Source organism: Allokutzneria albata (assembly GCF_900103775.1).
In the GTDB taxonomy this organism is placed as follows: domain Bacteria; phylum Actinomycetota; class Actinomycetes; order Mycobacteriales; family Pseudonocardiaceae; genus Allokutzneria; species Allokutzneria albata.
On the sequence record NZ_LT629701.1, the window covers coordinates 6,741,263 to 6,765,856 of the forward strand.

The following is a 24,594-nucleotide window of genomic DNA, read 5'->3' on the forward strand; positions in this document are numbered from 1 at the left end:
TTCCTTGACCGGTTGCGACGCAGGTCACAACCTGGTTGGCAGGCCCCCACCCCTGCAGAGGAGCCCACACATGAAGAAGCACCCTGTGATCGCGTTGGCCGCCGCCTGCGCGTTGTCCCTGACCCTGTTGAGCACCACCGCTACCGCCGCTCCGCGCCCGAACTTCCAGCTGCCGTTCCCCTGCGGGCAGACCTGGGCGATGACCACCTACGTCGGCCACGCACCCGACGACAAGAAGGTCGACATGTTCCGGGTCGACGGCGCCACCGAGGGCGCGCACGTGGTCGCGGCGGCCCCCGGCGTGGTCAACGAGATCCACCCCAGGTCCGGCGGCGTGGAGATCAACCACGGCGACGGCTGGTTCACCCTGTACCTGCACATGAGCATCCGGACCGTGAACGTCGGAGACCGCGTCCTGCGCGGCCAGCGCATCGGCACCGTGGGCAAGGTCAACACCGACGTCGCCCACCTGCACTACGAGCTCCTCCGCGACGCCAACGGCAACAACAACGGCGAGAACGGCGAATGGGTCAAACCCATCTTCAACGGCGTCGAGTACACGATGGATCCGAACCGCCCGTTCAACCTCCGCAGCAACAACTGCTGACAACCCGGTCCCCCTGGGGGAGTTGTCCACAACCACCCCACCTGTCCACAGCCCCGATCGCACCCCTGCTCAACGCCCCCACCTCGGCCGATAACCGGAGTGGGGGCGTTTTCCCATGCCGCCGCGCTGACGCACGCCCGCCGCCGGTGCGGGATACCGAAGCACGACACCGATACCGAAGCCCCGGCCGACAACGCCCGGTGCTTCGGATTTCTCCGTTGTTACCAAGGCTTTTTCCGATTCACGATTACGGCGCTTGGCAGCAATCCCTCGACAGCAAGGAGTGGGGACATGTCGATTTCCGCGAAGCTTCTCGCCGCCGTCGCCGTTTCCGGTGCCGTTCTGCTCGGCGCCTCCCCGGCGTTCGCGGCCCCGGGCACCGGGACCACCGCGTCCGCCGAGATCGTGTTCGACAGCGCGACCGTGGTGTCGGTGAACGCGGGCAAGCTGAGCCTCAAGCTCAGCACCGGCGCCACCGTGTCCGTGAAGCTCACCTCCGCCACCGAGATCACCGGCAAGCTGGTCGCCGGGGTCAAGGTCAAGGTGCTGTGCTTCAAGGTGGACGGGTCGCTCGTGGCCAACACCGTCATCGTCCTGTAGTTCCACGGGAACACACCGGCAGGCGTCCTTCCCCGAGGGGCGCCTGCCTTTTCGTGCGCCTACTGGGCGCGATCCGTTTCCTGGAGCGCGATCCCGAGCTGCGAGCGCCGGTTGATGCCGAGCTTGCGGTAGACCCGCGTGAGGTGCTGCTCCACCGCGCGCTGCGTCACCAGGAACGCTTCGGCGATCTCGCGGTTGGTCATGCCCCGCACCGCCAGGTCCGCGATCCGTCGCTCGTGCGGCGTGAGACCACCGCTCTGGCAACGGTTCATCCGCACTCCACCACGGGCATCGCGCACCGCGTTCATGAGCGCGTCGCAGCCACACGCCGTCGCGATCTCCATCGCGGCCCGCAGATGCGGCTCCGCCTCATCGATCCGCCCCACCCGGACCAGTTCCGCGCCGAGCTCCGCCAGCGACCATGCGCGCTCCAGGCGAAACGTGGACGTGGACAGGGTGCAGACCGATTCCATCAGCAGGGAAAGCTTTTCCGGCTCAGTGGCGACCATGCCGGAGATCCGCAGAGCGACCCCGAGGCGCACCGGCCCGCCCCATTCCCGCGCGTGCGCCAGCTCCACCGCGGCCATCTCACGCGCCGCGTCCGCTTCCCCGAGCGCGTGGTGCGCCAGTGCCGCCAGCATCCGCCAAGCCAGCGGCGAACGACCCGTCATCCCGCGCTGCGCATAGCGGCGTCCGCACTCCACCACGTCCGCGAGGGCCCGCCGCGGATCACCGAGCGCGAGCCAGAGCCGTCCACGCGACACCAGGAGGTAGTTGTACCGCCACGACGGCGGCAGCTCGCCGGTCAGCGCCCGCCGCTCCAGTTCCGCCGCGGCCGCCTCCGGCTGACCCCGATCGACCAACGTCTCGACCAAAGTGGACAGTGCGAAGATCGTCGCGGTCCTGGTCCCGGTCCGGATCTCGTCCAGCACCGCGAGCGCCGACCTCGCGTCGTCCTCGGCGTCCGCCAAGGCACCCGCGCGGAACCGGGCCTGGGCGCGCAGGGCCTCCGACGCGGCGCTGCCCAGCGAGAGCCCGAGCGCGGTGGTCTCGGCGAGCATTTCCGAGCAGTACTGGTCGGCCAGCTCCAGTTTCTCCGTGACGATCAACGAGATCGCGAGGTAGACGTACTGCCACCCGCTGGTGACGTCCCACGGCGTGCCCTGCCAGGACCGCGGCGGCACGCGCTGTGTCCACGCCGCGGTCACCGCATCCGAAGCCGCGCCCCAGGAAGGGCCGTCGACCGCTGCGAGGAACGTCAGCAGTGCGTGCCGGAAGCGCACCGTCTCCGGTGGCAGGTCGTCGTACTGCTTGATCACGGCGAGCCGGTCTGCCAGCGCCGACACCACGTGATGGGCGTCGAGCGAGACGCAGACCGAGCACAGCTCCAACCGCACCGCCACGTCCCGGTTCACCGGGCGGACCTCATTCGCCGTGGCGTCGAGCAGTTCCGTCGCCTCGGTGTAGCGCTCCCGCTCCGCCAACTCCTGCGCGAGCATCACCGCGATGTCCGCCCTGGCCAGCGGGTCGGGCGCGCGGGCGTGCGCCTCCGTGAGGTTGTCCAGCGCCGACTGCGGGTCCAGGCTCAGCTCCGCGATGCCCAACTGGAACAGCACGGCGGATCGAGCCGACTCGGGCAAGGACTCGCGCAGCACCCGGCGAAGGCAGGCCGCCGCCACATCAGGAGCACCGCCCAGCATCGCTTCACGGCACGCCCGCTCCAGCACACCGATCACCCAGGGCCCGCGCGCGACACCGGTGCGCACCAGGTACGGCGCGATCTGCCCCGCGGTCGCGCCCGTGTCGTGCAGGTACCGCGCCGCGCGTGCGCAGGCCACCTCGTAGTCCACAGTGGACAGATCGGCGGCGACTGCCGCCCGGACGATCGAGTGCTCGAACGCCAGCGACGGCCCTGGCCGGAACACGCCACGGGCCACCAGCGTCTGCGCCGCCTCGCCGGCTTCCGTGAGGTCCAGCTCGGCTGCTGCCGCGGCCACCGCCAGATCCGGTTCCCCGAGCGCTGCCACCGCGCGCGCCACCGCGGCGAGCGCCGGGTCCCGTGCCCGCAGCCGGGTGAGCACGGTCTGCGTGAGCTGGGCGGGTCCCAGGTCGTGCAGTGCCCGAGCCGAACCCGCCGTCGGACGCGTCCCGCCCGCCGCGAGCGCCTTCGCCAATTCCTTGACCAGGAAGGGATTCCCGCCCGTCGCCGCTCGACACGCCGCCGTGAACTCCAGTGCGGCAGGCTCGCCGAACTCGTGCTCGATCAACGCTTCGCAGCCGCCGTGGTCCAGCCCCTCCACCGTGAGCCGCGTGGCGTCCACCGTCAGCCCCGCGAGCAGCGTCGGGTCCGTCCAGCCGCTCCCCGCACCCACGGTCATCGCGATGGCCACCGGCAGCGACCCCAGCCGCCGCGCGAGGTAGGCCAGCCACCGCAGGGAGCACGCGTCGGTCTGCTCCACGTCGTCGACGGCCAGCAGCAGCGGCTGCCGGGCCGCGAGCTTGATCGCGAGGTGGTAGAGGCCGTGCAGCGTCGCGTACACGTCCGGTCCCGGCGCCTCGTGGACCGCGCCACCGGAGATGCCGAGGACCCGATCGGCGGGCTCCGCCATGCCGGACAGCAGCTCCCGTCGCTCGGGCTCCGGAACGACGAGCACCCCGGGCTCCAGGAGCTGCCGCACCACACCGAAGGCGAAGTCCCGCTCCACCGTCGACGCCTGCGCGCTCAGCACCAGGAAACCGGCCGCCCGCGCCCCTTCCGCGGCGGTGCGCAGCAGCGTGGTCTTGCCCGCTCCGCTCGCCCCGTCGATCACCAGCACCGTCGAGTCGCCCCGCGCCGCGCGGTCGAGGCAGGCCGCCACCAGCCCCAGTTCCCGCTCGCGACCGACAACCGCCGGTGGCGCGTCACCCATGGCCGGAAACCTAGCTCCCGCCCTGTTCGGCCAACAGGGTGAATCGGGAACTCAAGGCAAAGCCTTTCCCCCTGGTCAGCGCGTGACGTAGGCTGCGCTGTCCCGCACGGGCACGCCTCACTCGCTGATCTCGCGCAGCCACTGCTCGACGCCGGCCACGTGCACCGTCGACCAGGAGCGCGCGAGGTCCGGCTCGCCCGCGGCCAGCGCGGCGACGATGGACCGGTGCTCCGCGATGGTCCGGTCCGTGGCACCGCCCTGGCTGATGCCGCGCCAGATCCGCGCCCGCACGGTCGGACCGGCGAGCGTGTCCAGCAGTCGCGCCAGGTAGGCGTTGCCGGAGACCTGGGCGATGCGCCGGTGGAACTCCAGGTCCTGTTCGACCAGCCGTTCCACCGAGTCGGCGCGCTCGCTCTCGTCGCAGAGCGCTTCGAGCGCGGCGATGTCCTCGGCGCTCGCCTTGGTCGCCGCCAGCGCGGCCGCCGCGGGTTCGAGGATCCGGCGCACCTCGAGCACTTCCAGCACCGACTCGTCGCCGCGGTGCAGGTCGAGCACGAAGGACAGCGCGCCGAGCAACTCGTCGGCCCGCAGGCTGGACACGTAGGTGCCATCGCCCTGGCGCACGTCGAGCACGCGCACCAGCGACAGCGCCTTCACCGCCTCGCGCAGCGAGTTGCGCGAGAGACCCAGGCGTTCCGCGAGGTCGGCCTCGCGGGGCAGCCGGTCGCCAGGGCGCAGCTCGCCGGAGGCGATCATGGAGCGGACCCGCAGGATCGCATCGTCGGTGACGGCCACGGGCACTCCCGGCTGCTCGGGGAGGTCGACGGTCAGACCTCCGATGTCTTGCATCGTAGGGTCGACGCCCGCCGCCCCGGGGCGGTTCCCGTGGCGGACGCTGCTCCATTTGGCGTAACCTCAGCGGGGCCCGCCTCGTCCCGCCCCCTCGACGAGGCGGGCTTTTTCTGTCCTCCTCCTAAGTTGGTGAAGGATTCACTGGACTGACACGATTCCGCACCCCATAATGGTCTAAACCATTGGGAGGGCAGTTTGGACGCCGTTGTCGCAGCTCAGCGCGCACTGCTCGGTCGGGAGCTGGTCGGCCCGGTGACGGTCCGCATCCAGGACGGCCGGATCACCGACGTCAGCGCGGGCCAACCGCCCGGTGCCGACGCCACCCACGTCCTGGAGGACGGGGTCCTCACCCCCGGCCTCGTCGATGTCCAGATCAACGGCGCGGTCGGCGTCGACTTCGCCGAGGTCGACGCCGAGAGCATGGCCGCCGTCGCCTCGGCCCTGCCCCGCACCGGCGTGACCCGGTTCGTCCCCACGCTGATCACCGCCCCGGTCGAGCTGATCGTCAAGCAGTCGCACGCGGTGCTGGACGCGATCGCCACCCTCCCGGACCGCCCGGCCGCCCGGCCGCTGGGGCTGCACCTCGAAGGCCCGTTCCTGTCGCCGCTTCGGCACGGCGTGCACGATCCGAACCTGATGGCCGACCCGGAGCCCGCCGCCATCGACCTGCTCCTGGACGACGAGCGGCTGCGCGCCGCGCTGCGCGTGGTCACCCTGGCGCCGGAGCGGCCGGGCGGGCTGGAGGCGGTCCGCAGGCTGAGCGAGGCCGGAGTGCTGGTGTCGGTCGGCCACACCGACGCCACCGGGGCGGAGACCAAGGCCGCTGCCGACGCGGGGGCGGCCATGGTCACGCACCTGTTCAACGCTCAGCGCGGGCTCGGCCACCGCGAGCCGGGCGTCCCCGGCACCGCGCTGGTCGACGAGCGCTTCACCCTCGGCCTGATCGCCGACCTCGCCCACGTCGACGCGGACGTGTGCCGCCTGGTGTTCAACGCGGCCGCCGAGCGGGTCGCGCTGACCACGGACGCGGTCGCCGCCGCCGGGATGCCGCCGGGCCGGTACCAGCTCGGCGGATCCGACGTGCTGCTGACCGAGGAGGGGGTGCCGCGCTCCCCTGAGGGCACCATCGCGGGGAGCGCGCTCACCATGGACCGGGCCGTCCGCAACATCGTCTCCCTCGGCGTCGACCCCGCGGTGGTCTTCGCCTCGGCGAGCACGGTGCCCGCGGACGTCCTCGGTGAGCACGGGCTCGGCCGCATCGAGCCCGGGGCCGTCGCCGACCTGGTGTGGTGGGATCCCCAACTGCGGCCACGCCAGGTGTGGGTGGACGGCGAGGTCGCCTTCGACGCCCGTGACGGTCGCGTCACCCGCCGCGGGACTGCGCGGGCCGGGGAGTCGCGCCTCCCCGCCGCCGGACGCTGACCGGCGGTCCTCGCTGTTCCATCCGCTTCACCATCGGCCCTCCTTCGCGTGGTGCCCTCGCATCGATGATGCGGGCACCGGCGGGGGAGGGCCGACGCCGTCACGGGATCTGTGGACAACCACCTCCGATGTGGACAACCAGCCGCTCCTGATGCCGTTGAGGCGCCCGCGTGTCGGGGGGGGGGCGTGCTAGGCCACTCCCGATGAAGCGGTGGATTCGACGCGATTCCCGAACTGCCGGCTCAGCCCGGTTGATTGGCGAAGAACTCCCACTGGATGTTGTCCGGATCGCGGGAACTGATCAGTGCTCCGGCGACGGGGACCCTTGAATCCCTTTGGTGGCAACGCCCGCCGCGCGGTGTGCCGGGAAGCGGCGCGGGTGCTGCACGAGCCGGACTGCCAGCGATATCCTGAACCGGCGCTTGCACTCCCGCGACTGGTCGACGGCGAACCCGAGCACTCCCTCGTAAAAGGCTAGGGAGCGGTCGAGATCAGTGACGCGGAAGGTGATAATCGTCCCTGGAATAGGTTGGGCAGTGGTCCGGATCCTATTCGTGCCTGCGGTATGCGCAAATGTTTGGCGTGAATAGAATGCGGCGTTGATTACCTTCACGGTAATCAACGCCGCATGGGGTCTACCGCGTCTTGGTCACCTTCAACAGTCCGCGTGGGCTGTCCGGGTCACCGCCGCGCGCGAGCGCCAAGCCGAGCGCGAGGCGCTGCAACGGCAGGATCTCCAAGACGGGGGACAGCTCCTCCGGGCACATCGGCACGCCGATCCGCAGTGCTGCCGCGACATCCGCCGACGCGGAGCCCACGGCGCACACGTCCGCACCGCGCGCCCGCACGACCTCAAGCACCTCACGCATCGCGTCTCCGCCCTTGCCCGCACTGGTCACCGCGAGCACGGCGGTCTCACCGTCGACCGCGGCGACGGGTCCGTGCAACAGGTCGGCGCCGCTGTACGCACGCGCGGCCAGGTAGCTGGTCTCCGCGAGCTTCAGCGCGGCCTCGGCCGCGCTGGCGTACGAGTAGCCACGGCCCGTCGCCAGGATGCGCTCGACGAAGCGGTAGCGCTGCACCGCCTCCGCAACCGCGCCCTCCGAGCCGTCCAACGCGGACTTCGCGAGCGCGCCGATGTCGAGGGCGGCCTCTGCCTTGCCCCCGCGGATCGCGTCGACCAGGAGGTACAGCGCCAGCAACGTGGTGCTGTAGGTCTTCGTCGCCGCGACCGCCAACTCCTTGCCCGCGCCCACGTCCACCGACAGTTCGGCGACCTGGTTCAGCGGCGAGTCGTCGGTGTTGGTCACCGCGACGGTCAGCGCGCCGCGGCGCCGGGCCGACTCTGTCACCTCGACCAGGTCGGGCGAGCCACCGCTCTGGCTGACCGTGATCAACAGGACGTCGGTGAGATCCGGCTGCGCGCCGTAGAGCGTGGTGGTCGACGCCGAGACCAAACCGGCGGGCAGTTCGAGCAGCACCTCGATGAGGTACTTCGCGTACAGCGCGGCGTGGTCGCTGGAACCCCGCGCGGCCAGCAGCACGAACCGCGGGGCGCGGCGCTTGATCTGCTCGGCGACCGCGGCGATCTCCGGGGCCCGGCGCACCAGGTTGTCGAACAGGACCGGTTGCTCGGCGATCTCCGCCGTCATGTGGCGGCCAGGCTGGCTGGTCATCGGCTGTCCTCCCCCGCCGCGTGCGCGGCGAGCAGCTCGGCGGCGGCGCGCAGGCTGACGTACGAACCGCCGTGGGTGTCGATGCGGGCAGCGCTGCCCAGGTCGGGACCGGGGACGCCCGTTTCCACGTGCACCAGGTCTAGACCAATCTTAGCCAGGCTGAGCACGAGATCGCGAGCTTCAGAATGCCTGTGGGCGTCCCGGGTCACAACAACGACGGGCCGGTCGGACGACACCGCTGGCAGCTCACCCGTCGTCCGGACGACCTCCGTGCCCGGGATCAGCTCGGCGAGGTGCGGGCCGAGGCCCCACGGCACCGGCCCGGCCGCGATGGTCGGTGCCACCTCGACGTCCACCACCAGCGGTGGAGCGCTCAGTGCGAGCGTCCCGGTGACCCGCAGCGCCCGCCGGGCCGCGGTCACCCCGAGCGAGGCGTCCCACGTGCCGGACGGTGTCACCGGGCCGCCGAGCGACCGCGCCCGGGATGCCGCCGACGCCAGCCGTTCCTCCGGCAGGACGCCCGACCGAACCGCATCGACCAGTGCCGCCGCGAGCCGATCGACGATGTCGGCGTCGGCCAGTTCACCGCCGACGCACAGCACGTCGGCGCCCGCGAGCAGCGCCTGGATCGCGCCATCGGCGATGTTCGCGACCGCACCCATCTCCAGCGCGTCGGTGATCACCGCGCCGGTGAAACCGAGCTGACCGCGCAGCACCTCGGTCAGCGCGTGCCGGTTCGTCGTCGCGGGCTCGGGTCCCCAGTCCGGCACGACGAGGTGTCCGCTCATGACCGAGCGCACCCCGGCGTCGACCGCGGCGCGGAACGGGACCAGCTCGGTGTCCCACAGCTGCCGCTCGGTCCTCGGCAGCACCGGCAGGGCGTGATGAGAGTCCACTGTGGACGCGCCATGGCCCGGGAAGTGCTTGGCGCAGGCCGCGATCCCCGCGCTCTGCATACCGGACACGTAGGCGGCGACGTGCGCTGCCGCCCGCTGCGGGTCGGAGCCGAACGCGCGCACCCCGATGATCGGGTCGTCGGGGGTGAGCGTCAGGTCGGCGGACGGGGCGAGGTCCACGGTCACCCCGCACTCCGCCAGCCTCGCCCCCAGCGAGGCCGCGACCGCCGAGGTCAACGCGATGTCGTCGGCCGCCCCGAGCGCCAAGCTCCCCGGCACCAACGATCCCGTCGCCGCGTCGAGGCGGGTGACGTCGCCGCCTTCCTCGTCGATGCCGACCACCACGTCCGGCCGTTCGGCGCGCAGGGCCGCGGTCAGCGCCGCCACCTGCTCGTCGTCAACCACGTTGCGGGCGAACAACACCACACCGCCGAGGCCCTCCGCGACCCGGCGAAGCACCCAGTCCGGGGGAGTCGTACCGAGGAAACCGGGGAGCAGAACGGAATCCACGAGCCGCCGTAGCTCCATAGCGGACTATCCCTTCACGGCGCCGGCGGTCGTGCCGGCCACCAGGTTGCGCTGCACGATGAGGAAGAACGTCAGCACCGGAACGGCGAAGACCACCGAGGCAGCCATCGCGCCGCCCCAGTCGGTGCCGAAGGCCGTCTTGAAGGACGACAGCCACACCGGCAGGGTCTGGTTCGTCTTGTCCCGCATGAACACCAGTGCGTAGAGGAACTCGTTCCACGCCGTGACGAACGAGAACACCGACGTCGACACCAGCGCCGGGCCCAGCAGCGGCAGGGTGACCCGGCGGAAGGCCTGCCACCGGCTGCACCCGTCCACCATCGCCGCCTCTTCCAGCTCCGCCGGGATGCCGTTCACGAAGCCGCGCAAGGTCCAGATGGTGAACGGGAGCGTGGTCGCGAAGTACACCAACAGCAATGAGGGCAGGGTGTTCAGCAGGTCCAGGTCCCGCATCATCAGGTACATCGGGATCAGCAGGGCCTCCAGCGGTGCCATCTGCGCGATGAGCACCAGGAGCAGGAAACCCTTGCGGCCGCGGAACTTCAGCCTGGACAGCGGGATCGCCGCGAGCAGCCCGGCGACCAGCGCCAGCAGCACCGCGCCGATGGTCACCACCAGGCTGTTGGTCAGGAACGAGGAGAAGCCCGGTTTCGTGACCGCGGTGACGAAGTTGTCGAAGGTGAACTCGAACGGGACCAGGTCGTAGCGCGAGCTGAGCACCTGACCGCTCGGCTTCAAGGCCGTCGAGAGCATCCAGTACGTCGGGAACGCGAACACCGCGGCGATGATCAAGGCCAGCGCCGACAAGGAGAATCGCTTCACAGTTCCTCCCTGCCGGAGCGGAGCAGCATGCGCAGGTACTGCGCGGTGAACACGACCAGCACGAGCGTCATCACCACGGCGACCGCGGCCGCGACCCCGAAGTGGCTGCTCGCGATGCCCTTCAGGTACTGCAGCACCGGCAACGTGGTGCTGCCGCCGTCCGGGCCGCCCTCGCGGATCGCCCACACCTGAGCGAAGACCTTGAAGTCCCACAGCACCGACAGGAACGTCGACATCGTCACCAGCGGCGCGATCGACGGCCAGGTCACCGCGCGGAAGGTCTGCACCCCGCTCGCGCCGTCCATGCCCGCCGCCTCGTAGAGGTCACGCGGGACGGACAGCAGCCCGGCGTAGAGGGTGAACGCGATGAACGGCACCGCCTGCCAGACGATCAGCAGGCCGATCACCACCATCGTCGAGGCCCCGGTGGCGAACCACGAGTGCCCGGAGAAGGACTCGAAACCCAGCAGCACCAACGTCTTGTTCAGAATCCCGTACTGCTGGTCGAAGATCCACTGGAACACCGTGGTTGCCGCGAGGATCGGCACCGCCCACGCCAGCACGAGCGTGATCTGCAGGACGATGCGGACCTTGGGGCCGATGTGCCGCATCAGCACCGCGATGCCCAGCCCGGCCAGCACCGTCCCCGCCACGCAGCCCGCGGTGAACAGCACGGTCCGCAGCGTGATGCTCCAGAAATCGGGATCGCCGAGGACCTCGGCGTAGTTGTCGAAGCCCGTCCAGACCACCTCGCCGCGCACCAGCTCGCCGAGGTCGAGCTTGCGGAAGCTGATCAGGACCACCTGCAACGCCGGCCAGCCCAGCATCACCAGCAGCGCGAGCACCGCCGGGGCGAGCAGCAGGTACGGCAGGGCGCGCTCCCCGAAGGGGCGCCTGCGCACAGCGGAAGGCGCCGGAGGGACAGGTCCCACCGGCGCCACCGCGTCAACCGTCGCGGTCACGGTTGGTTCAGCCGAGCAGGCCGTTGAGCTTGGCCGCCGCGTCCGCCGTCGCCTTGGTCGCGTCCTTGGCGCCGGTGAGGTAGGCGGTCAGCATGTCCTTCAACGGGTTCTGCCCCTCCTCGACCGTGCTCCACTTGGGGCTGGCCGGGACCGCCCTGCCGTTGCGCGAGCCCTTGGCCATGGCCGCGCCGACCGGGCTGGCCTCCAGCTCGCCGGTGTCCTTGGAGGTGCCGGGCACCATGCCCCCCTTGGCCAGCTGCGACTGGTACTTCGCGCTGGTCATCAGCTTGAGGTAGTCCTTGGCCAGCGCGGCGTTCTTGCTGCCCGCGGGGATGGCCAGGTTCGAGCCGCCCTGGAAGACCGGCGCCGTGGTGCCCGGGTTCTTCGAGGGGATCGGGAACGCGGCCGACTTGGACTTGATCGACGGGTCGGTCTTGGCCGCGGTGTCGACCTCCCACGGCAGGCCGATGATCATGCCGACCTTGCCCTGGCCGTAGATGCCCGCCTGCTCGGGCTTCTGCTCGTCGGCGTCCTTGGGCGCCTTGGTCGCGGAGACCTCGACCAGCTGCTTGTAGAACTCCAGCGCCGACCGGACCTGGGGAGTCTCCAGCGTCGCGGTGAACTTCTCGCCCTCCTGCCTGGCGATGTCACCGCCCTCGTCCCAGATGAACGACAGCAGCGAGTACCAGTTCTGGCCGGCCAGGTACAGCGGCTGGAACTCGGGGTCGGAGGCGTTGGCCGCCTTCAGCTTGCGGATGGCCTCAAGCCACTCCGCGCGGGAGGTCGGCTCCGTGATGCCCGCCTTGTCGAAGAGGTCCTTGCGGTAGATCACCGAACGGTTGGCCGCGTAGAACGGCACGCCGTACTGCTTGCCCTGCCAGGCGCCGGACTGCTTCAGGCCCTCCAGCCACTGGCTGCCGCCCAGCTCGCTCACGTCCGCCGTCAGGTCGGTGAGCACGCCTTCCTTGGCGAACTTCGGGTTCTGGGTGTTGCCCAGCTCGACCACGTCAGGTGGCTGGTTGCCGGCCAGCGCGGTGGTCAGCTTGTCCTGGATGCCGGTCCACTGCTGGATCTCGTACTTGACCTTGACACCGGGGTGCTTGCTCTCGAACTCCTTGTGCAGCTCGTCGGTCAGCGACGTCGGCGCCGACCCGTTCATCAACCACACGGTGAGCTCGCCGGAGCCCGCCGACGTCCCGCCGCCACCGCCGCAGCCGGTGGCGAACAACGCCACCGCCACGGCGCCTGTCGCCGCCCTTGCCCAAGCCTTCACTGATTGCCGCCCTTCACAACAGCCCGGCGCCTGATCGCACGCGCGACGAAACCGCCCTGGGACTGTCTCGCCACAGTCCCGCTGCCCCGACGGCCGCCCGTTGCGCCTGATCAGTGGCCAGGCGAACAGAAGTGGTGTAGACCAATGCGTGCAGAGTGGTCCGGACCACTCGGCACTGTCAAGGCAGTTGCCAAGACGTTGTAAAGCCGCGTTCGGGGCCACCTGCACCGGCTCCGGCCCTGCTTAGGGCATGCTTGACAGGACCGGACAGTCCGCGGGGAAGGAGCGCAGACGCCATGCTCGACGCGACGCCGTCGGAGGCCGGGGTCAACCCCCGCACCCAGCGCGAGCCGAAGTACTGGGGGCTCAAGCGCCACCTGCTCGACCTGCTGCGCTCCATGCCGCCCGGCTCGCCGATCCCCACCGAGCGCTCCCTCGCGTCGGACTTCGACGTCTCCCGCACCACCGTCCGGCAGGCGCTGGCCGAGCTGACCGTCGAGGGCAGGCTGCTGCGGGTGCAGGGCAAGGGCACCTTCGCGGCCGCGCCCAAGGTCGCCCAGCGGCTGCAGCTGTCCTCCTACACCGAGGACATGCGCGCCCAGGGCCGCCAGCCCACCTCCCGGCTGCTGGAGTCCAGCGAGCAGCCCGCAGAGGCCGAGCTGGCCCGCTACCTCGGGGTCCGGCCGGGCGCCAAGGTGCTGCGGCTGCGGCGCCTGCGGCTGGCCGACGGCGAGCCGATGGCGATCGAGACCACTCACCTCGCGCTGGGCCGCTTCCGCGGTCTGCGCCGCTACATCGGCGTCGGCGGCTCGCTCTACCAGGTGCTGCGCGAGCGCTTCGGCGTGGAGATGGCGCACGCGGACGAGACCATCGAGACCGCGCTGGCCACGCCGGAGGAGGCCGAGCTGCTCGGCGCCGACATCGGCCTGCCGATGCTGCTGCTGTCCCGGCACTCCTTCGACACCGAGGGCAACCCGGTGGAATGGGTGCGCTCGATCTACCGCGGGGACCGCTACAAGTTCGTGGCCCGGCTGAACCCGCCCCAGGGATGAGCACGGTCGTCTGGGGGACACCCCAGGCCAGGGCGGTGCTGGCGACGACGATCCTCGGCTCCGGCATGGCCATGCTGGACGGCACGATCGTCAACGTGGCGCTGCCCGCGATCGGCGACGAGCTGGGCGCCTCGGTCGCCGGGCTGCAGTGGATCCTCGACGGCTACCTGCTGTCGCTGGCCGCGCTGATCCTGGTCGCCGGATCGCTGGGCGACATCTTCGGCCGCAGGCGGATGTTCGTCATCGGCACGGTGTGGTTCGGCCTCGCGTCGCTGCTCTGCGGTCTCGCGCCGACCACGACGCTGCTCGTCCTCGCGCGGGTGCTGCAAGGCATCGGCGGAGCGCTGCTGGCGCCGGGCGCGCTGGCGATCCTGCAGTCGGCCTTCCCGCGCGACCAGCGGGCGCGGGCGATCGGCGCCTGGTCGGGGCTTTCCGGCGTCGCGACGGCCATCGGCCCCCTGGTCGGCGGGCTGCTGATCCAGGCGGGCTCGTGGCGGCTGGCGTTCCTGATCAACCTGCCCATGGCCGCCGCATGCGTCTGGATGGCGCTGCGGCACGTCCCGGAGTCCAGTGATCCCGAGGCCGCCCGCCGTCCCGACGTGCTCTCCGCCGTTGTCGGAGCGCTCGGGCTGGCCGGGGTGACGGCCGCGCTCGTCGAGGCGCCCGGGCTCGGCGTGACGCATCCGCTCGTGCTCGTCGGCGGCATCGGCGGGCTCGCGGCGATGATCGCTTTCTGCGTGCTGCAGACCCGGCGCCGGGTACCCCTCGTACCGCCTTCGCTGTTCGCGAGCAGGACGTTCGTGCTGTCCAACGCGTTGACCCTGGTGGTCTACGCGGCGCTCGGTTCGATCATGGTGCTGCTGGTGTTGCAGCTGCAGGTCTGGCTGCGCTACTCGCCGACCGCGGCCGGGCTGGCCAGCCTGCCGATCACCGTGCTGATGCTCGTCCTGTCCGCGCGGTCCGGGAAGCTCGCCCAGCGCGTCGGCCCCCGGCTCCAGCTCGTGGCCGGACCGCTGCTGATCGCGGCGGGCACCCTGATGCTGACCCTCGCCGTCCCGGGGGCGAGCTACCTCACCGGAGTGCTGCCCGGCCTGCTGGTGTTCGGGCTCGGGCTGGCGGCGATGGTCGCCCCGGTCACCGCGACCGTGCTCGCCGCCGCGCCGGACCGGTTCGCCGGTGTCGCCTCCGGGGTGAACAACGCCGTGGCGCGGACCGGCACCTTGCTCGCGGTCGCGGTGCTGCCGCCGGCGGTGGGCCTGACCGGCGACGCATACACCGATCCCGCCGCGATGACGGCCGCGTGGCAGGTCGCGCTCGTGGTGTGCGCGGTGCTCACGGCCCTCGGCGGAGTGCTGGCGCTGGGGATCGACAACTCCGCGCTCGGGACCGGGGAGCCCGCCGAAGTGGCTGAGCAGCCCCGGCCCGGGGAGTGCCTGGCGTGTGGTGTGGAAGGTCCGCCCACGCACATCCGTGCACGGATGAACAAGTAGTTCAAACGTTCACATGCTGATCAGACGAGTTTCGCGAAGAGTTCCGCGTCCATGTTGCCGCCGCTGACCACGACGACGGTGCGGCCGCGCGGCAGTTCGTCGGCGCGGTTGAGGTAGGCCGCGAGCGGGACCGCGCCGCTGGGTTCGGCGACCAGACGGGCGTTGTGCGCGAGCCAGCCGACGGCCGAGGTGATCTCGTCCTCCGTGACCGTCACGATGTCGTCGACGCGGGCGCGCAGGTGCGCCAGCGTCAGCTCGGAGAGGTAGCTGCGCAGGCCGTCGGCGATGGTGCGCCCGCGCTGCTCGGCGCTCCACCGGTCCAGCACGCCGGAGCGGTAGCTGGCCTGCGCGTCGGCGGCCAGCTCGGGCTCGACGCCGACCACCTTCGCCGCCGGGCAGAGCGCCTTGATCGCGGTCGCCACCCCGGAGAGCAGGCCGCCGCCGCTGACCGGGACGAGGACCAGCTCGACCTCGGGCAGGTCCTCGGCGATCTCCAGGCCCGCGGTGCCCTGGCCCGCGATCACGTGCGGGTGGTCGTACGGCGGGACCATCGGCAGGCCGCGCTCGCGCGAGATCGCCTCCGCGGTCTCCTGGCGCACTGCCAGCTCGCACTGCACGATCTCCGCACCGTGCCGCCGGGCCGCGTCGATCTTCGTTTGCGGTGTGCCGTAGGGGACGACGACCACGGCGGGCACGCCGGTCACCTTCGCCGCGTAGGCGAGCGCCTGTGCGTGGTTGCCGCTGGAGTGCGTCACCACCCCGCGCTCCCGTTCCTGCTTCGTCAAGCGCAGCAAGGCGTTCGTCGCGCCGCGGATCTTGAAGGCTCCGGTCGGCTGCAGGCTCTCCGGTTTGATCCACAGTGGACGGTCGGGGTCGCCCGCGAGGCAGGGCAGCAGCGGCGTGCGCACCGCGGTACCGCGCAGCAGCTCCGCTGCGGAGCGGACGTCGTCGATCGTGATCAGCTCGGGCATGGCGCCATTCTGCCCGCCGATGGTGGCCGCGCTCACGTGCCGACAACCCTTCGCGCCGCGTCCCCGTCCACCTAGACGGGAGGTTGACGAAACAGCGATGAGCGAGGAAACCAAGGAAGAACGCAAGCTCGACATCACGACGACGAAGGTGGTCGCGGGTGCGCTGGCCGCGGTGACGGCCGCGTTCCTGGGTGCCCAGCTCGGGGTCGCCGGGACGGTGATCGGGGCGGCGCTCGCCAGCGTGGTCAGCACGATCGGCGGCGCGCTCTACGAACACTCGCTCGACCGCAGCCGCAACGCGGTCCGGGACAAGATCGGCACCGTGCGCACGGAACGGCTCGACGCCCCGACCGAGGTGATCGCCAGGCCTCAGCCCGAGCGCGGGAAGCCGTGGTGGACGCGGCGGCGCTGGTGGGTGGTGGGCGCGACCAGCGGGCTGGCCTTCGCCCTGGCCATGGTGCTGGTCACCGGTATCGAGCTGATCGGAGGACAGCCGCTGTCCGGAAACGGGGGCGGGTCCACGGTCGGCAAGATCTTCCAGGGCGGTTCGGGGCAGCACCGCGAGCAGCCGCCGGTGGAGCAGCCGCCGCCGACCACCTCCGAGCGGCCCGCGCCGACCACCACGAATCCGCCGACCACGCAGAACCCGCCGACGACGACCGCGCCGCCGACCACGACGACGCCGCCTCCGGCCACCACGACGCAGAGCCCGCCGACGACGACGAGCCGGCAGGAAACGACCGGGTGAGCCCTACGAAGGTAGGGAGTTGGCGCGATGGCTCGCGGTCTTCCGCGAAAGGGCGGGCGACGCCCTGGATGGCGGATACCGACGCCGGTCACTGCTCCATATAACGACCGCGTAAGCGAAAGCACTCACCGTGAGCGCGCGCGTTCGCGGGCTCCCCCTGCCTTGGCCCGCGAACGACCCTGCGGCCAGAGGGAGGCGTCATGCAGTCCGCGGTGCGCTTCATCGGAACTGCTTTATTGGCTACGGGAACGGTGGCGGCACTCACCGTCCCCGCTTCGGCGAACGAGGTCTTCGGTTCGCCGGAGATGTTGACCGCCATGCAGCGCGATCTCGGCCTCACCGCCGAACAGGCGACGGCCCGTGCTGCCAACGAGATGAGGGCGGCCGAGACTGAGGCTCATCTCCGCGGTGTCCTCGGCGACAGCTTCGCCGGGGCCCACTTCGCTCACGGCAGCGCGAAACTGACCGTGTCGGTGACCGACGCGGGCAAGGCCGATGTGGTGCGCGCCGGGGGTGCCGAGCCGCGCTTCGTCGCGCGCAGCGCCAGGAGTCTCGACGCAATTGTGTCCACTTTGGACAGATCGAGCGCGCCTGTCCGCGGTGTCAGCTCGTGGCACGTCGACACGGTGAACAACCGTGTCGTGGTGACCGCGAAAGTCGTCGCGGACGGCGAGGAGTTCGTCAGGGCCAGTGGTGCGGACGCCGACGCTGTCGAGGTGCGGCAGAGCGACCGGCAGCCGACCCTGCGCTACGACGTCCGTGGCGGCGACGCGTACTACACGAGCGTTTACCGTTGCTCCATCGGCTTTTCGGTGCAGGGCGGGTACGTCACCGCGGGCCACTGTGGCCGCGCAGGCAGCGCAACCCAGGGCTACAACCGGGTTTCCCAGGGGAGTTTCCGCGGCTCCACCTTCCCCGGCGGTGACTACGGCTGGGTCGCCACGAACTCCAGCTGGGCCCCGCGCGGCGTGGTGAACCGCTACAGCGGCACCGTGGCGGTGCGCGGTTCGAACGAGGCCGCGATCGGCTCGTCGGTCTGCCGTTCCGGCTCGACGACGGGCTGGCACTGCGGCGTGGTCACCGCCAAGAACGAGACCGTCCAGTACCAGCAGGGCGCGGTCCACGGCATGACCAGGACCAACGCCTGCTCCGAGCCGGGTGACTCGGGTGGCGCCTGGCTGACCGGCAACCAGGCGCAGGGCGTGACCTCGGGTGGCTGGGGCGATTGCCGCACCGGCGGCGAGACGTGGTTCTACCCGGTCAAGCCGATCCTGTCGCGCTACGGCCTGGGACTGATCCTCGGCTGATCCGTAGGGGGCACCGGCTAGTGCAGCTCGCCCCCTACGAAAGTAGGGACATGGCCTTGAACTGAAACCCTTGCCCCGAATGGCGGATGCCAAGGGCAATCACGGCTCCATAACGTCCCACGAAAGTGATTCGGCTCTCACTGTAAGTCACTGCGTAACGCAGCTCAGCTCTAGCTTCCTCGCGGGCACCCCTGACCTGGCCCGCGAGCGACCCTGCAGCAAGAGGGAGATGTCATGAAGCCGAAGTTCGCGGTCCGCTACGTCGGATCTGCGCTACTGGCACTGGGGTCGGCGGCGGCCCTCACCCTGCCCGCGGCGGCGGCCGCACCGGGGGACACGTTCGCCTCCCCGGAAATGCTCACCGCGATGCAGCGCGACCTCGGTCTGACCGCCGCTGAGGCGACGGCAAGGGCCACGAACGAGATGAAGGCGGCCGAGGCCGAGGCGGGCCTGCGCGCCGCGCTCGGCGACAGCTTCGCCGGATCCCACTTCGCCCACGGCAGCGCCAAGCTGACGGTGTCGGTGACCGACGCGGCCAAGGCCGACGCGGTCCGCGCCGCGGGCGCCGAGGTCCGGCTGGTCGCCCGCAGCTCCGCGCAGCTCGACGCGATCAAGTCCACCTTGGACAAGGCCGACCAGCACGCCAGCGGGGTCAGCGGGTGGTACGTCGACACGGTGAACAACCGCGTCGTCGTCACCGCGAAGGTCGTCGCGGACGGCGAGAAGTTCGTCAAGGCCAGCGGGGCCGACGCGAGCGCGGTCACCGTGGTGCAGAGCAACGAGGAACCGACCACGCTCTACGACGTGCGCGGCGGCGACGCGTACTACATGGGCGGCGGGCGCTGCTCGGTCGGCTTCTCCGTCCAGGGCGGCTACGTCACCGCGGGCCACTGCGGCACCGTCGGCACCGCGACGCAGGGCTTCAACCGCGTCGCCTCCGGCAGCTTCCGCGGCTCCAGCTTCCCCGGCAACGACTACGCCTGGGTCGGCACGAACTCCAACTGGACCCCGCGCGGTGTCGTGAACCGCTACAACGGCGGCACGGTGGCCGTGAAGGGCTCCTCGGAGGCCGCGGTGGGCGCGTCGATCTGCCGCTCCGGCTCCACCACGGGCTGGCGCTGCGGGACCATCCAGGCCAAGAACCAGACCGTCCGCTACCCCCAGGGCACGGTCAACGGCATGACCAGGACCAACGCGTGCGCCGAGCCGGGTGACTCCGGTGGCTCCTGGCTGTCGGGCAACCAGGCCCAGGGCGTGACCTCCGGCGGCTCCGGCAACTGCACCTCCGGCGGCACGACGTACTTCTTCCCGGTCAACCCCATCCTCAGTCGCTACGGGCTCCGGCTCGTCACCAGCTGATCACGGGGAGGGGCCAGCCGACGCGCTGACCCCACGGAGAGCACCCACGGGCACCCTGCACCCGTGGGTGCTCTTCTTTGCGCTCTCCGTGTCGGAACCTGCTAATGGCGGGTGCTTGATTAAATATTTTTAGACCGAAAGGGTGAAACCAGGGGTTCATTTGTTGCAGAGAGTCGCATAGCTTCCGTCCAGACGGGCTAGCGCCCCGGTCCACCTGACGGAAGGACGGTTCGGATGTCTCGACGCACCGCGACTCGTGCCCTCGGCGTCGCACTGCTTGTCACCGCCACCGCTGGTTCCCTCGCCGCCCCCGCACTCGCGGCCGGTGGCAGCTCTCCGTCCGGCGCGGTGCTCTCCGCGATGCAGCGGGACTTCGGCCTCTCCGCCGAGCAGGCGAGGCAGCGGGTTCGCCAGGAGGCCGACGCGGCCCGGGTCGCCGCGAGCGCCCGCGCCGCCGCCGACAGCTCCTACGCGGGTTCCTGGCTGGAGTCGGGCAAACCGGTCGTCGCGGTCGCCGATGCCGCGCGCGCCGACGCCGTGCGCGCCACGGGCGCCGAGGCCCGCGTCGTCCAGAGCAGCCGTGCCCAGCTCGACGGAGCCAAGGCCGCGCTCGACCGCCGCACCGACTCCTCGCCCGCCGAGGTCGGCAGCTGGTACGTGGACGAGCCCACCAACTCCGTCGTCGTCACCGTCGACAAGGGCAGGCGCACCCCGGCGACGGACGCCTTCGTCGCGGAGGCGGCCAAGTCCGGCACGCAGGTCCGCGTCGAGGAGACCGAGGGCGTCGCCGTCGCCACCGGGGACCTGATCGGCGGCAACGCGATCTACATGGGCGGCGGCACCGCGGGCCGGTGCTCCGCGGGTTTCGCGGCCAAGACCACCTCGGGTGAGCCGCGCCTGATCACCGCGGGCCACTGCTCCAAGCCCGGCCCGGTGGTCGCGCTCGGCAACCTCGGCATCGGCCAGTTCGTCAACACGAACTGGAAGGACGGCAACGACTTCGCCGCGGTCGCGGTGGACCCGCTGACCTGGACCCTGCAGCCGATGGTGAACCAGTGGAACGGCGGCAACGTCACGGTCAAGGGCTCCGAGGAGGCCCCGCTCGGCGGCGCCGTCTGCAAGTCCGGCTCCACCACGCAGTGGACCTGCGGCACCGTCCGCGCCCGCAACGTGACGGTGAAGTACGGCCAGGCCGACGGCTCCACGGTGGTCGTGCGCGGCCTCACCCAGTACACCGCGTGCGTCGAGCAGGGTGACAGCGGCGGTTCGAACATCTCCGGCGACCAGGCGCAGGGCCTCACCAGCGGGGCGCGCCTGAAGGACGTCGACGGCAAGCTCCGCTGCCTCTCCAGCGCCGAGTCGGGCATGAACTCGGTGTCGTGGTTCCAGCCGATCAACGAGGCGCTGAAGGAGTACAGCCTCACCCTGGTCACCGGCTGACCGCACCCCAGGACAGGAGGTTGTCCCAGCGCGCACTGGGACAACCTCCTTTTTTCATGCGCGCAGGCGGGCGGCGATCGACGCGGCGGCGGCTCGGGGGTCGTCGGACTCGGTGATCGCCCGGACCACCACGACCCGGCGGGCGCCAGCCTCGACCACCTCGCCGAGACGGGACTCGTCGATGCCGCCGATCGCGAACCACGGACGTTCGTAGTTCTGCGCCGCGGTGTGGCGGACCAGGTCGAGTCCCGCGGCGGGTCGTCCCGGCTTGGTCGGCGTCGGCCAGCACGGGCCGGTGCAGAAGTAGTCGGCACCCGCCTCGTGCGCCGCGTGCTCGGCCTGGGTGGGGGAGTGGGTCGAGCGCCCGATCGCCACGTCCTCACCGAGGATGCGCCGGGCCCAGGCCACCGGGAGGTCGCTCTGGCCGAGGTGCAGGACGTCCGCGCCCGCCGCGAGGGCGATGTCGGCGCGGTCGTTCACCGCGAGCAGCGCGTCGTGCCGGGTGCACGCCTCGCCGAGGACCTCCAGTGCCGCGAGTTCCTGTTCCGCTTCGAGGTTCTTGTCGCGGAGCTGGATGACGTCCACCCCGCCCGCGAGCGCGGCGTCGGCGAACTCGGCCAGGTCACCGCGCTCCGTTCGCGCGTCCGTGCACAGGTAGAGGCGCGCCGCCGAGAGCCTGCGGCGGATCTCCTTGCCGTCGAGAAGGGGCATGGCGGTCACAGTACAAGCGGGTATGGTGGGAGCCGGTCCGCACGGGAGCCTGGAGAGACCGGGCTGAGAGGGGGTCTGACGACCCCGACCGTCGAACCTGATCCGGGTAATGCCGGCGCAGGGAGCGTGAGGTCGTGTTCAGTGGTGCGCGTGGTTCGGTCATCGTCGTCGGCGGTGGCGTCATCGGCCTGTCCGTGGCGTGGCGGGCCGCGGCGGCGGGGTTCGCCGTCTCCGTGCTCGATCCCGCGCCTGCCTCAGGGGCTTCCGCGGTCGCCGGGGGCATGCTCGCGCCGCTGACCGAGGCGTGGCCCGGCGAGGAAGCCTTGCTGGAACTGGGATCGGCGTCACTGCGCCGCTGGCCGGAGTTCGCGCGCGAGCTGGCCGCTGCCAGCGGGCGGGATGCCGGACTGCGCGAGGAGGGCACGCTCGTCGTGGCGGTGGACGCCGCCGATCGGGCCGATCTGCTCGCGCTCGCCGATCACCTCGCTTCGCTGGGCAGGCACGCGGAACCGTTGACCGGGAAGCAGATCCGTTCTCTGGAACCCGCGATCGGTCCGTCTGTCCGAAGTGGACTTTCGGTGCCTGGTGATCTCGCCGTGGACAACCGGAAGGTGCTCGCGGCGCTGCGCGCGGTCTGCGAGGTCGAGTCGGTCCGGGTGGCGGAGGTCGGGCCGGCAACGGTGCGGCTGGCCGACGGAGCCACGAGGCGCGCCGACGTCGTCGTGCTCGCGGCGGGCGCGTGGAGCGGACAGCTGTACGAGCCGTTGCGGCACGTGGTGCGGCCGGTGAAGGGGGAGATCCTTCGCTTGCGCGCCACCAGGTCCACGCTTCCCCCGCCGAGCAGGACCGTGCGCTGTTCGGTGCAGGGCAACCACGTCTACCTGGTGCCGAGGGACGACGGCGGGTTGGTGGTCGGCGCGACCCAGTACGAGGCCGGCTTCGACACGACGGTCACGGCGGGCGGGGTCCGCGATCTGCTGCGGTGGGCCGAACAGGTGCTGCCGACCATCTCGGAGTACGAGTTCGTCGAGAGCGCGGCGGGACTGCGCCCGGCCAGCACCGACAACCTGCCGGTGATCGACGAGTTCGAGCCCGGGTTGGTCGTGGCGACCGGGCACCACCGCAACGGCATGCTGCTGGCGCCGATCACCGCCGATCTCGTGCTGGCCCGCCTGGAAGGGAAGTCATGAGGATTCGGCTCAACGGCAAGGAAACCGCGCTCGCGGCCGGGAGCACGGTCGCCGACGCGCTCGCCCTGCTCGGGGCGCCCGACTCGGGGGTCGCCGTCGCGGTCGACGGTGACGTGGTCCCCAGGAGCCGGTGGGACACCGAGTTGCGCGAGGGCGCGGTCGTGGAAGTTCTCACCGCGGTGCAGGGAGGGTGATGGCGATGTCGGACGACCAGCTGGTGATCGCGGGCCGCGGGTTCGGCTCTCGGTTGATCATGGGTACCGGGGGCGCGGGCAACCTCTCCGTGCTGGAGCGGGCCCTGGTCGCCTCGGGCACCGAGATGACCACCGTCGCGATGCGCAGGATGGACGCCGAGGGTGGCACCGGAGTGCTGGAGCTGTTGCGGCGGTTGAAGATCCAGCCGCTGCCGAACACCGCGGGCTGCCGCACGGCCGCCGAGGCCCTGCTCACCGCGAGGCTGGCGCGCGAAGCGCTCGGGACGGACTGGGTGAAGCTGGAGGTCGTCGCCGACGACGACACCCTGCTCCCCGATCCGCACGAACTGCTCGACGCGGCGGAAACCCTTGTCTCTGAAGGGTTCTCGGTGCTCCCGTACACCAATGACGATCCGGTGCTGGCCCGCAGGCTGCAGGACGCGGGCTGCGTCGCGGTGATGCCGCTGGGCTCGCCGATCGGCACCGGGCTGGGCATCCGCAACCCGCACAACATCGAGCTGATCGTGTCCAGGGCGACCGTGCCGGTCATCCTCGACGCGGGAATCGGCACCGCGTCGGATGCCGCGCTGGCCATGGAACTGGGCTGTGACGCCGTGCTGCTGGCGACCGCGGTCACCAGGGCCCAGCACCCGGAGCTGATGGCGGCGGCGATGCGCGCGGCCGTCGAGGGCGGACGACTCGCCCGCCGTGCCGGACGCATCCCCCGGCGGTTCTGGGCCCACGCGTCCAGCCCGGCGAGGGAGGGCTAGCGCGCGTTCCGGAGCTCGTGCAGCTCGGTGCGCAGCGCCCGCACCTCGGCGAGCAGCATGTCGTTGGAGATCAGCGTCTCCTCCTGCTGCTCGCGCTCCGCGGCGACCTGGTGCTCCATCGCGCTCACACCCACCGCGATGAACAGGTTCAGCACGGTGAAGGAGGTGATCAGGATGAAGCCGACGAAGAACAGCCAGGCCCACGGCTCCTTGTCCATGATCGGCCGGGCCACGTCCGACCACGCCTCACCGGTCATCACCTGGAACAGGGTGAACAGCGACCGGCCGAGGTCGCCGAAGTACTCCGGGGAGATCTCGCCGTAGAGCTTGGTGGCCATCACCCCGCCGACGTAGATCACCAGCGCCAGCAGCGCGGCGATCGAGGCCATCCCCGGGATCGCGGTCAGCAGCGCGGAGACCACCCGGCGCATGCTCTTCACCATCGACACCAGCCGCAGCGCCCGCAGGACGCGCAGCGCCCGCAGCACCGCGAAGGACCCCGACGTCGGCAGCAGCGCGAGGCCGACGATCGCGGCGTCGAAGCAGTTCCACGGATCGGTGAAGAACTCCCGCCCGCTCGCGTACAACCGCAGCACCAGCTCGGCGACGAAGATCGCCAGGGCGAGCCGGTCGACGGTGTGCAGCACGGTTCCGTAGCGGGACATGAGCGCGTCGGAGGTTTCCAGTCCCAGGGTGACCGCATTGATCATGATCACCGCGATGATGCACCGCTGGAAACCGGGTGATTCGATTAACAGCCGAAGGCGCGCACGCGTCATGAGCAGGGCTCCCAGGGTGAAACGATCATCAGGGCT

At 71.0% G+C, this 24,594-nt stretch carries 23 protein-coding genes and 1 riboswitch; of the genes, 12 read left to right on the forward strand and 11 right to left on the reverse strand.

Annotated features, from left to right (window positions below; genetic code table 11):
* Positions 1-70: 70 nt before the first annotated feature.
* Together BLT28_RS30755 and BLT28_RS30760 are read left to right on the forward strand one after the other, a co-directional pair.
* A complete protein-coding gene (locus BLT28_RS30755) occupies positions 71-607 on the forward strand; it encodes a M23 family metallopeptidase (RefSeq protein WP_052408042.1) in 537 nt (178 codons plus the stop codon).
* 291 nt (positions 608-898) lie between these two features.
* Positions 899-1,207, forward strand: coding sequence for a hypothetical protein (locus BLT28_RS30760; RefSeq protein ID WP_030432799.1), 309 nt, complete (start codon positions 899-901; stop codon positions 1,205-1,207).
* Between the two features lie 59 nt (positions 1,208-1,266).
* Here BLT28_RS30760 and BLT28_RS30765 read toward each other — a convergent pair whose 3' ends face one another.
* Entirely contained in the window at positions 1,267-4,116 is a 2,850-nt protein-coding gene (locus BLT28_RS30765) for a BREX system ATP-binding domain-containing protein (RefSeq protein ID WP_030432800.1), read from the reverse strand.
* Between the two features lie 117 nt (positions 4,117-4,233).
* Positions 4,234-4,911 carry a FadR/GntR family transcriptional regulator gene (locus tag BLT28_RS30770; protein WP_030432801.1) on the reverse strand — a complete coding sequence of 226 codons (678 nt, stop codon included), beginning with the start codon at positions 4,909-4,911 and terminating at the stop codon, positions 4,234-4,236.
* A gap of 252 nt (positions 4,912-5,163) precedes the next feature.
* On the opposite strand from BLT28_RS30770, the gene nagA reads away from it, so the two are divergent.
* Complete coding sequence (nagA, locus tag BLT28_RS30775; protein ID WP_081900732.1) at positions 5,164-6,390, forward strand: N-acetylglucosamine-6-phosphate deacetylase; 1,227 nt, start codon at positions 5,164-5,166, stop codon at positions 6,388-6,390.
* Positions 6,391-6,691: 301 nt separating this feature from the next.
* Here the strand turns inward: nagA and BLT28_RS42925 are convergent, their stop codons facing one another.
* From BLT28_RS42925 to BLT28_RS30800, 6 genes are read right to left on the reverse strand one after another with little or no spacing between them, the layout of a single operon-like run.
* Complete coding sequence (locus BLT28_RS42925; protein WP_407638830.1) at positions 6,692-7,003, reverse strand: VOC family protein; 312 nt, start codon at positions 7,001-7,003, stop codon at positions 6,692-6,694.
* Between the two features lie 22 nt (positions 7,004-7,025).
* Positions 7,026-8,066: an SIS domain-containing protein gene (locus BLT28_RS30780; RefSeq protein ID WP_030432803.1), complete on the reverse strand. Its 1,041-nt coding sequence runs from the start codon at positions 8,064-8,066 to the stop codon at positions 7,026-7,028.
* On the reverse strand, positions 8,063-9,490 hold the full coding sequence (locus BLT28_RS30785) for a glycoside hydrolase family 3 protein (RefSeq protein WP_030432804.1): 1,428 nt from the start codon (positions 9,488-9,490) through the stop codon (positions 8,063-8,065). Before BLT28_RS30785 ends, BLT28_RS30780 begins: the two co-directional genes overlap by 4 nt.
* A gap of 6 nt (positions 9,491-9,496) precedes the next feature.
* Complete coding sequence (locus BLT28_RS30790; RefSeq protein ID WP_030432805.1) at positions 9,497-10,312, reverse strand: carbohydrate ABC transporter permease; 816 nt, start codon at positions 10,310-10,312, stop codon at positions 9,497-9,499.
* The gene (locus BLT28_RS30795) at positions 10,309-11,274 is read right to left on the reverse strand and encodes a carbohydrate ABC transporter permease (RefSeq protein WP_030432806.1); all 966 of its coding nucleotides are present in this window, start codon (positions 11,272-11,274) and stop codon (positions 10,309-10,311) included. The genes BLT28_RS30790 and BLT28_RS30795 overlap by 4 nt, the downstream gene beginning before the upstream one ends.
* 7 nt (positions 11,275-11,281) lie before the next feature.
* Positions 11,282-12,547 (reverse strand): extracellular solute-binding protein, encoded by a 1,266-nt coding sequence (locus BLT28_RS30800; RefSeq protein ID WP_030432807.1) that lies wholly within the window; start codon positions 12,545-12,547, stop codon positions 11,282-11,284.
* A 296-nt stretch (positions 12,548-12,843) separates the two neighbouring features.
* Here BLT28_RS30800 and BLT28_RS30805 point away from each other — a divergent pair, with 296 nt between their 5' ends.
* Together BLT28_RS30805 and BLT28_RS30810 are read left to right on the forward strand one after the other, a co-directional pair.
* Positions 12,844-13,599 carry a GntR family transcriptional regulator gene (locus BLT28_RS30805; protein ID WP_030432808.1) on the forward strand — a complete coding sequence of 252 codons (756 nt, stop codon included), beginning with the start codon at positions 12,844-12,846 and terminating at the stop codon, positions 13,597-13,599.
* Positions 13,596-15,089, forward strand: coding sequence for an MFS transporter (locus tag BLT28_RS30810; protein WP_030432809.1), 1,494 nt, complete (start codon positions 13,596-13,598; stop codon positions 15,087-15,089). The genes BLT28_RS30805 and BLT28_RS30810 overlap by 4 nt, the downstream gene beginning before the upstream one ends.
* Before the next feature lie 20 nt (positions 15,090-15,109).
* Here the strand turns inward: BLT28_RS30810 and BLT28_RS30815 are convergent, their stop codons facing one another.
* Positions 15,110-16,060, reverse strand: a complete 951-nt coding sequence (locus tag BLT28_RS30815; protein ID WP_030432810.1) for a threonine ammonia-lyase — start codon at positions 16,058-16,060, stop codon at positions 15,110-15,112.
* A 97-nt stretch (positions 16,061-16,157) separates the two neighbouring features.
* On the opposite strand from BLT28_RS30815, the gene BLT28_RS30820 reads away from it, so the two are divergent.
* From BLT28_RS30820 to BLT28_RS30835, 4 genes are all read left to right on the forward strand, one after another.
* A complete protein-coding gene (locus BLT28_RS30820) occupies positions 16,158-16,808 on the forward strand; it encodes a hypothetical protein (protein WP_030432811.1) in 651 nt (216 codons plus the stop codon).
* Between the two features lie 200 nt (positions 16,809-17,008).
* Positions 17,009-18,115 carry a S1 family peptidase gene (locus tag BLT28_RS30825; RefSeq protein WP_030432812.1) on the forward strand — a complete coding sequence of 369 codons (1,107 nt, stop codon included), beginning with the start codon at positions 17,009-17,011 and terminating at the stop codon, positions 18,113-18,115.
* Positions 18,116-18,349: 234 nt separating this feature from the next.
* Positions 18,350-19,474 carry a S1 family peptidase gene (locus BLT28_RS30830; protein ID WP_030432813.1) on the forward strand — a complete coding sequence of 375 codons (1,125 nt, stop codon included), beginning with the start codon at positions 18,350-18,352 and terminating at the stop codon, positions 19,472-19,474.
* A 234-nt stretch (positions 19,475-19,708) separates the two neighbouring features.
* A complete protein-coding gene (locus BLT28_RS30835) occupies positions 19,709-20,914 on the forward strand; it encodes a S1 family peptidase (RefSeq protein ID WP_030432814.1) in 1,206 nt (401 codons plus the stop codon).
* 54 nt (positions 20,915-20,968) lie between these two features.
* Here the strand turns inward: BLT28_RS30835 and thiE are convergent, their stop codons facing one another.
* Positions 20,969-21,625 (reverse strand): thiamine phosphate synthase, encoded by a 657-nt coding sequence (gene thiE, locus BLT28_RS30840; protein ID WP_030432815.1) that lies wholly within the window; start codon positions 21,623-21,625, stop codon positions 20,969-20,971.
* A gap of 31 nt (positions 21,626-21,656) precedes the next feature.
* A riboswitch (TPP riboswitch) is annotated at positions 21,657-21,766 on the forward strand.
* Here thiE and thiO point away from each other — a divergent pair.
* The 3 genes from thiO (at position 21,760) to thiG (ending at position 23,779) form a co-directional block, all read left to right on the forward strand.
* Complete coding sequence (thiO, locus tag BLT28_RS30845) at positions 21,760-22,815, forward strand: glycine oxidase ThiO (RefSeq protein ID WP_052408043.1); 1,056 nt, start codon at positions 21,760-21,762, stop codon at positions 22,813-22,815. It overlaps the preceding riboswitch by 7 nt.
* Positions 22,812-23,009 (forward strand): sulfur carrier protein ThiS, encoded by a 198-nt coding sequence (gene thiS, locus BLT28_RS30850; RefSeq protein ID WP_030432817.1) that lies wholly within the window; start codon positions 22,812-22,814, stop codon positions 23,007-23,009. Before thiO ends, thiS begins: the two co-directional genes overlap by 4 nt.
* Positions 23,010-23,014: 5 nt before the next feature.
* The gene (gene thiG / locus BLT28_RS30855) at positions 23,015-23,779 is read left to right on the forward strand and encodes a thiazole synthase (protein ID WP_030432818.1); all 765 of its coding nucleotides are present in this window, start codon (positions 23,015-23,017) and stop codon (positions 23,777-23,779) included.
* Here the strand turns inward: thiG and BLT28_RS30860 are convergent.
* Positions 23,776-24,558, reverse strand: a complete 783-nt coding sequence (locus tag BLT28_RS30860) for an ion transporter (protein WP_030432819.1) — start codon at positions 24,556-24,558, stop codon at positions 23,776-23,778. The genes thiG and BLT28_RS30860 overlap by 4 nt on opposite strands.
* Positions 24,559-24,594 lie beyond the last annotated feature (36 nt).

Excerpts from the sequence above, each read along its gene's own strand:
- BLT28_RS30755 (WP_052408042.1), top strand. The coding sequence starts at position 71 with ATGAAGAAGCACCCTGTGATCGCGTTGGCCGCCGCCTGCGCGTTGTCC.
- BLT28_RS30760 (WP_030432799.1), top strand. The coding sequence starts at position 899 with ATGTCGATTTCCGCGAAGCTTCTCGCCGCCGTCGCCGTTTCCGGTGCC.
- BLT28_RS30765 (WP_030432800.1), bottom strand. The coding sequence starts at position 4,116 with ATGGGTGACGCGCCACCGGCGGTTGTCGGTCGCGAGCGGGAACTGGGG.
- BLT28_RS30780 (WP_030432803.1), bottom strand. The coding sequence starts at position 8,066 with ATGACCAGCCAGCCTGGCCGCCACATGACGGCGGAGATCGCCGAGCAA.
- BLT28_RS30785 (WP_030432804.1), bottom strand. The coding sequence starts at position 9,490 with ATGGAGCTACGGCGGCTCGTGGATTCCGTTCTGCTCCCCGGTTTCCTC.
- BLT28_RS30805 (WP_030432808.1), top strand. The coding sequence starts at position 12,844 with ATGCTCGACGCGACGCCGTCGGAGGCCGGGGTCAACCCCCGCACCCAG.
- BLT28_RS30810 (WP_030432809.1), top strand. The coding sequence starts at position 13,596 with ATGAGCACGGTCGTCTGGGGGACACCCCAGGCCAGGGCGGTGCTGGCG.
- BLT28_RS30815 (WP_030432810.1), bottom strand. The coding sequence starts at position 16,060 with ATGCCCGAGCTGATCACGATCGACGACGTCCGCTCCGCAGCGGAGCTG.
- BLT28_RS30820 (WP_030432811.1), top strand. The coding sequence starts at position 16,158 with ATGAGCGAGGAAACCAAGGAAGAACGCAAGCTCGACATCACGACGACG.
- BLT28_RS30825 (WP_030432812.1), top strand. The coding sequence starts at position 17,009 with ATGCAGTCCGCGGTGCGCTTCATCGGAACTGCTTTATTGGCTACGGGA.
- BLT28_RS30830 (WP_030432813.1), top strand. The coding sequence starts at position 18,350 with ATGAAGCCGAAGTTCGCGGTCCGCTACGTCGGATCTGCGCTACTGGCA.
- BLT28_RS30835 (WP_030432814.1), top strand. The coding sequence starts at position 19,709 with ATGTCTCGACGCACCGCGACTCGTGCCCTCGGCGTCGCACTGCTTGTC.
- thiE (WP_030432815.1), bottom strand. The coding sequence starts at position 21,625 with ATGCCCCTTCTCGACGGCAAGGAGATCCGCCGCAGGCTCTCGGCGGCG.
- thiS (WP_030432817.1), top strand. The coding sequence starts at position 22,812 with ATGAGGATTCGGCTCAACGGCAAGGAAACCGCGCTCGCGGCCGGGAGC.
- thiG (WP_030432818.1), top strand. The coding sequence starts at position 23,015 with ATGTCGGACGACCAGCTGGTGATCGCGGGCCGCGGGTTCGGCTCTCGG.
- BLT28_RS30860 (WP_030432819.1), bottom strand. The coding sequence starts at position 24,558 with ATGACGCGTGCGCGCCTTCGGCTGTTAATCGAATCACCCGGTTTCCAG.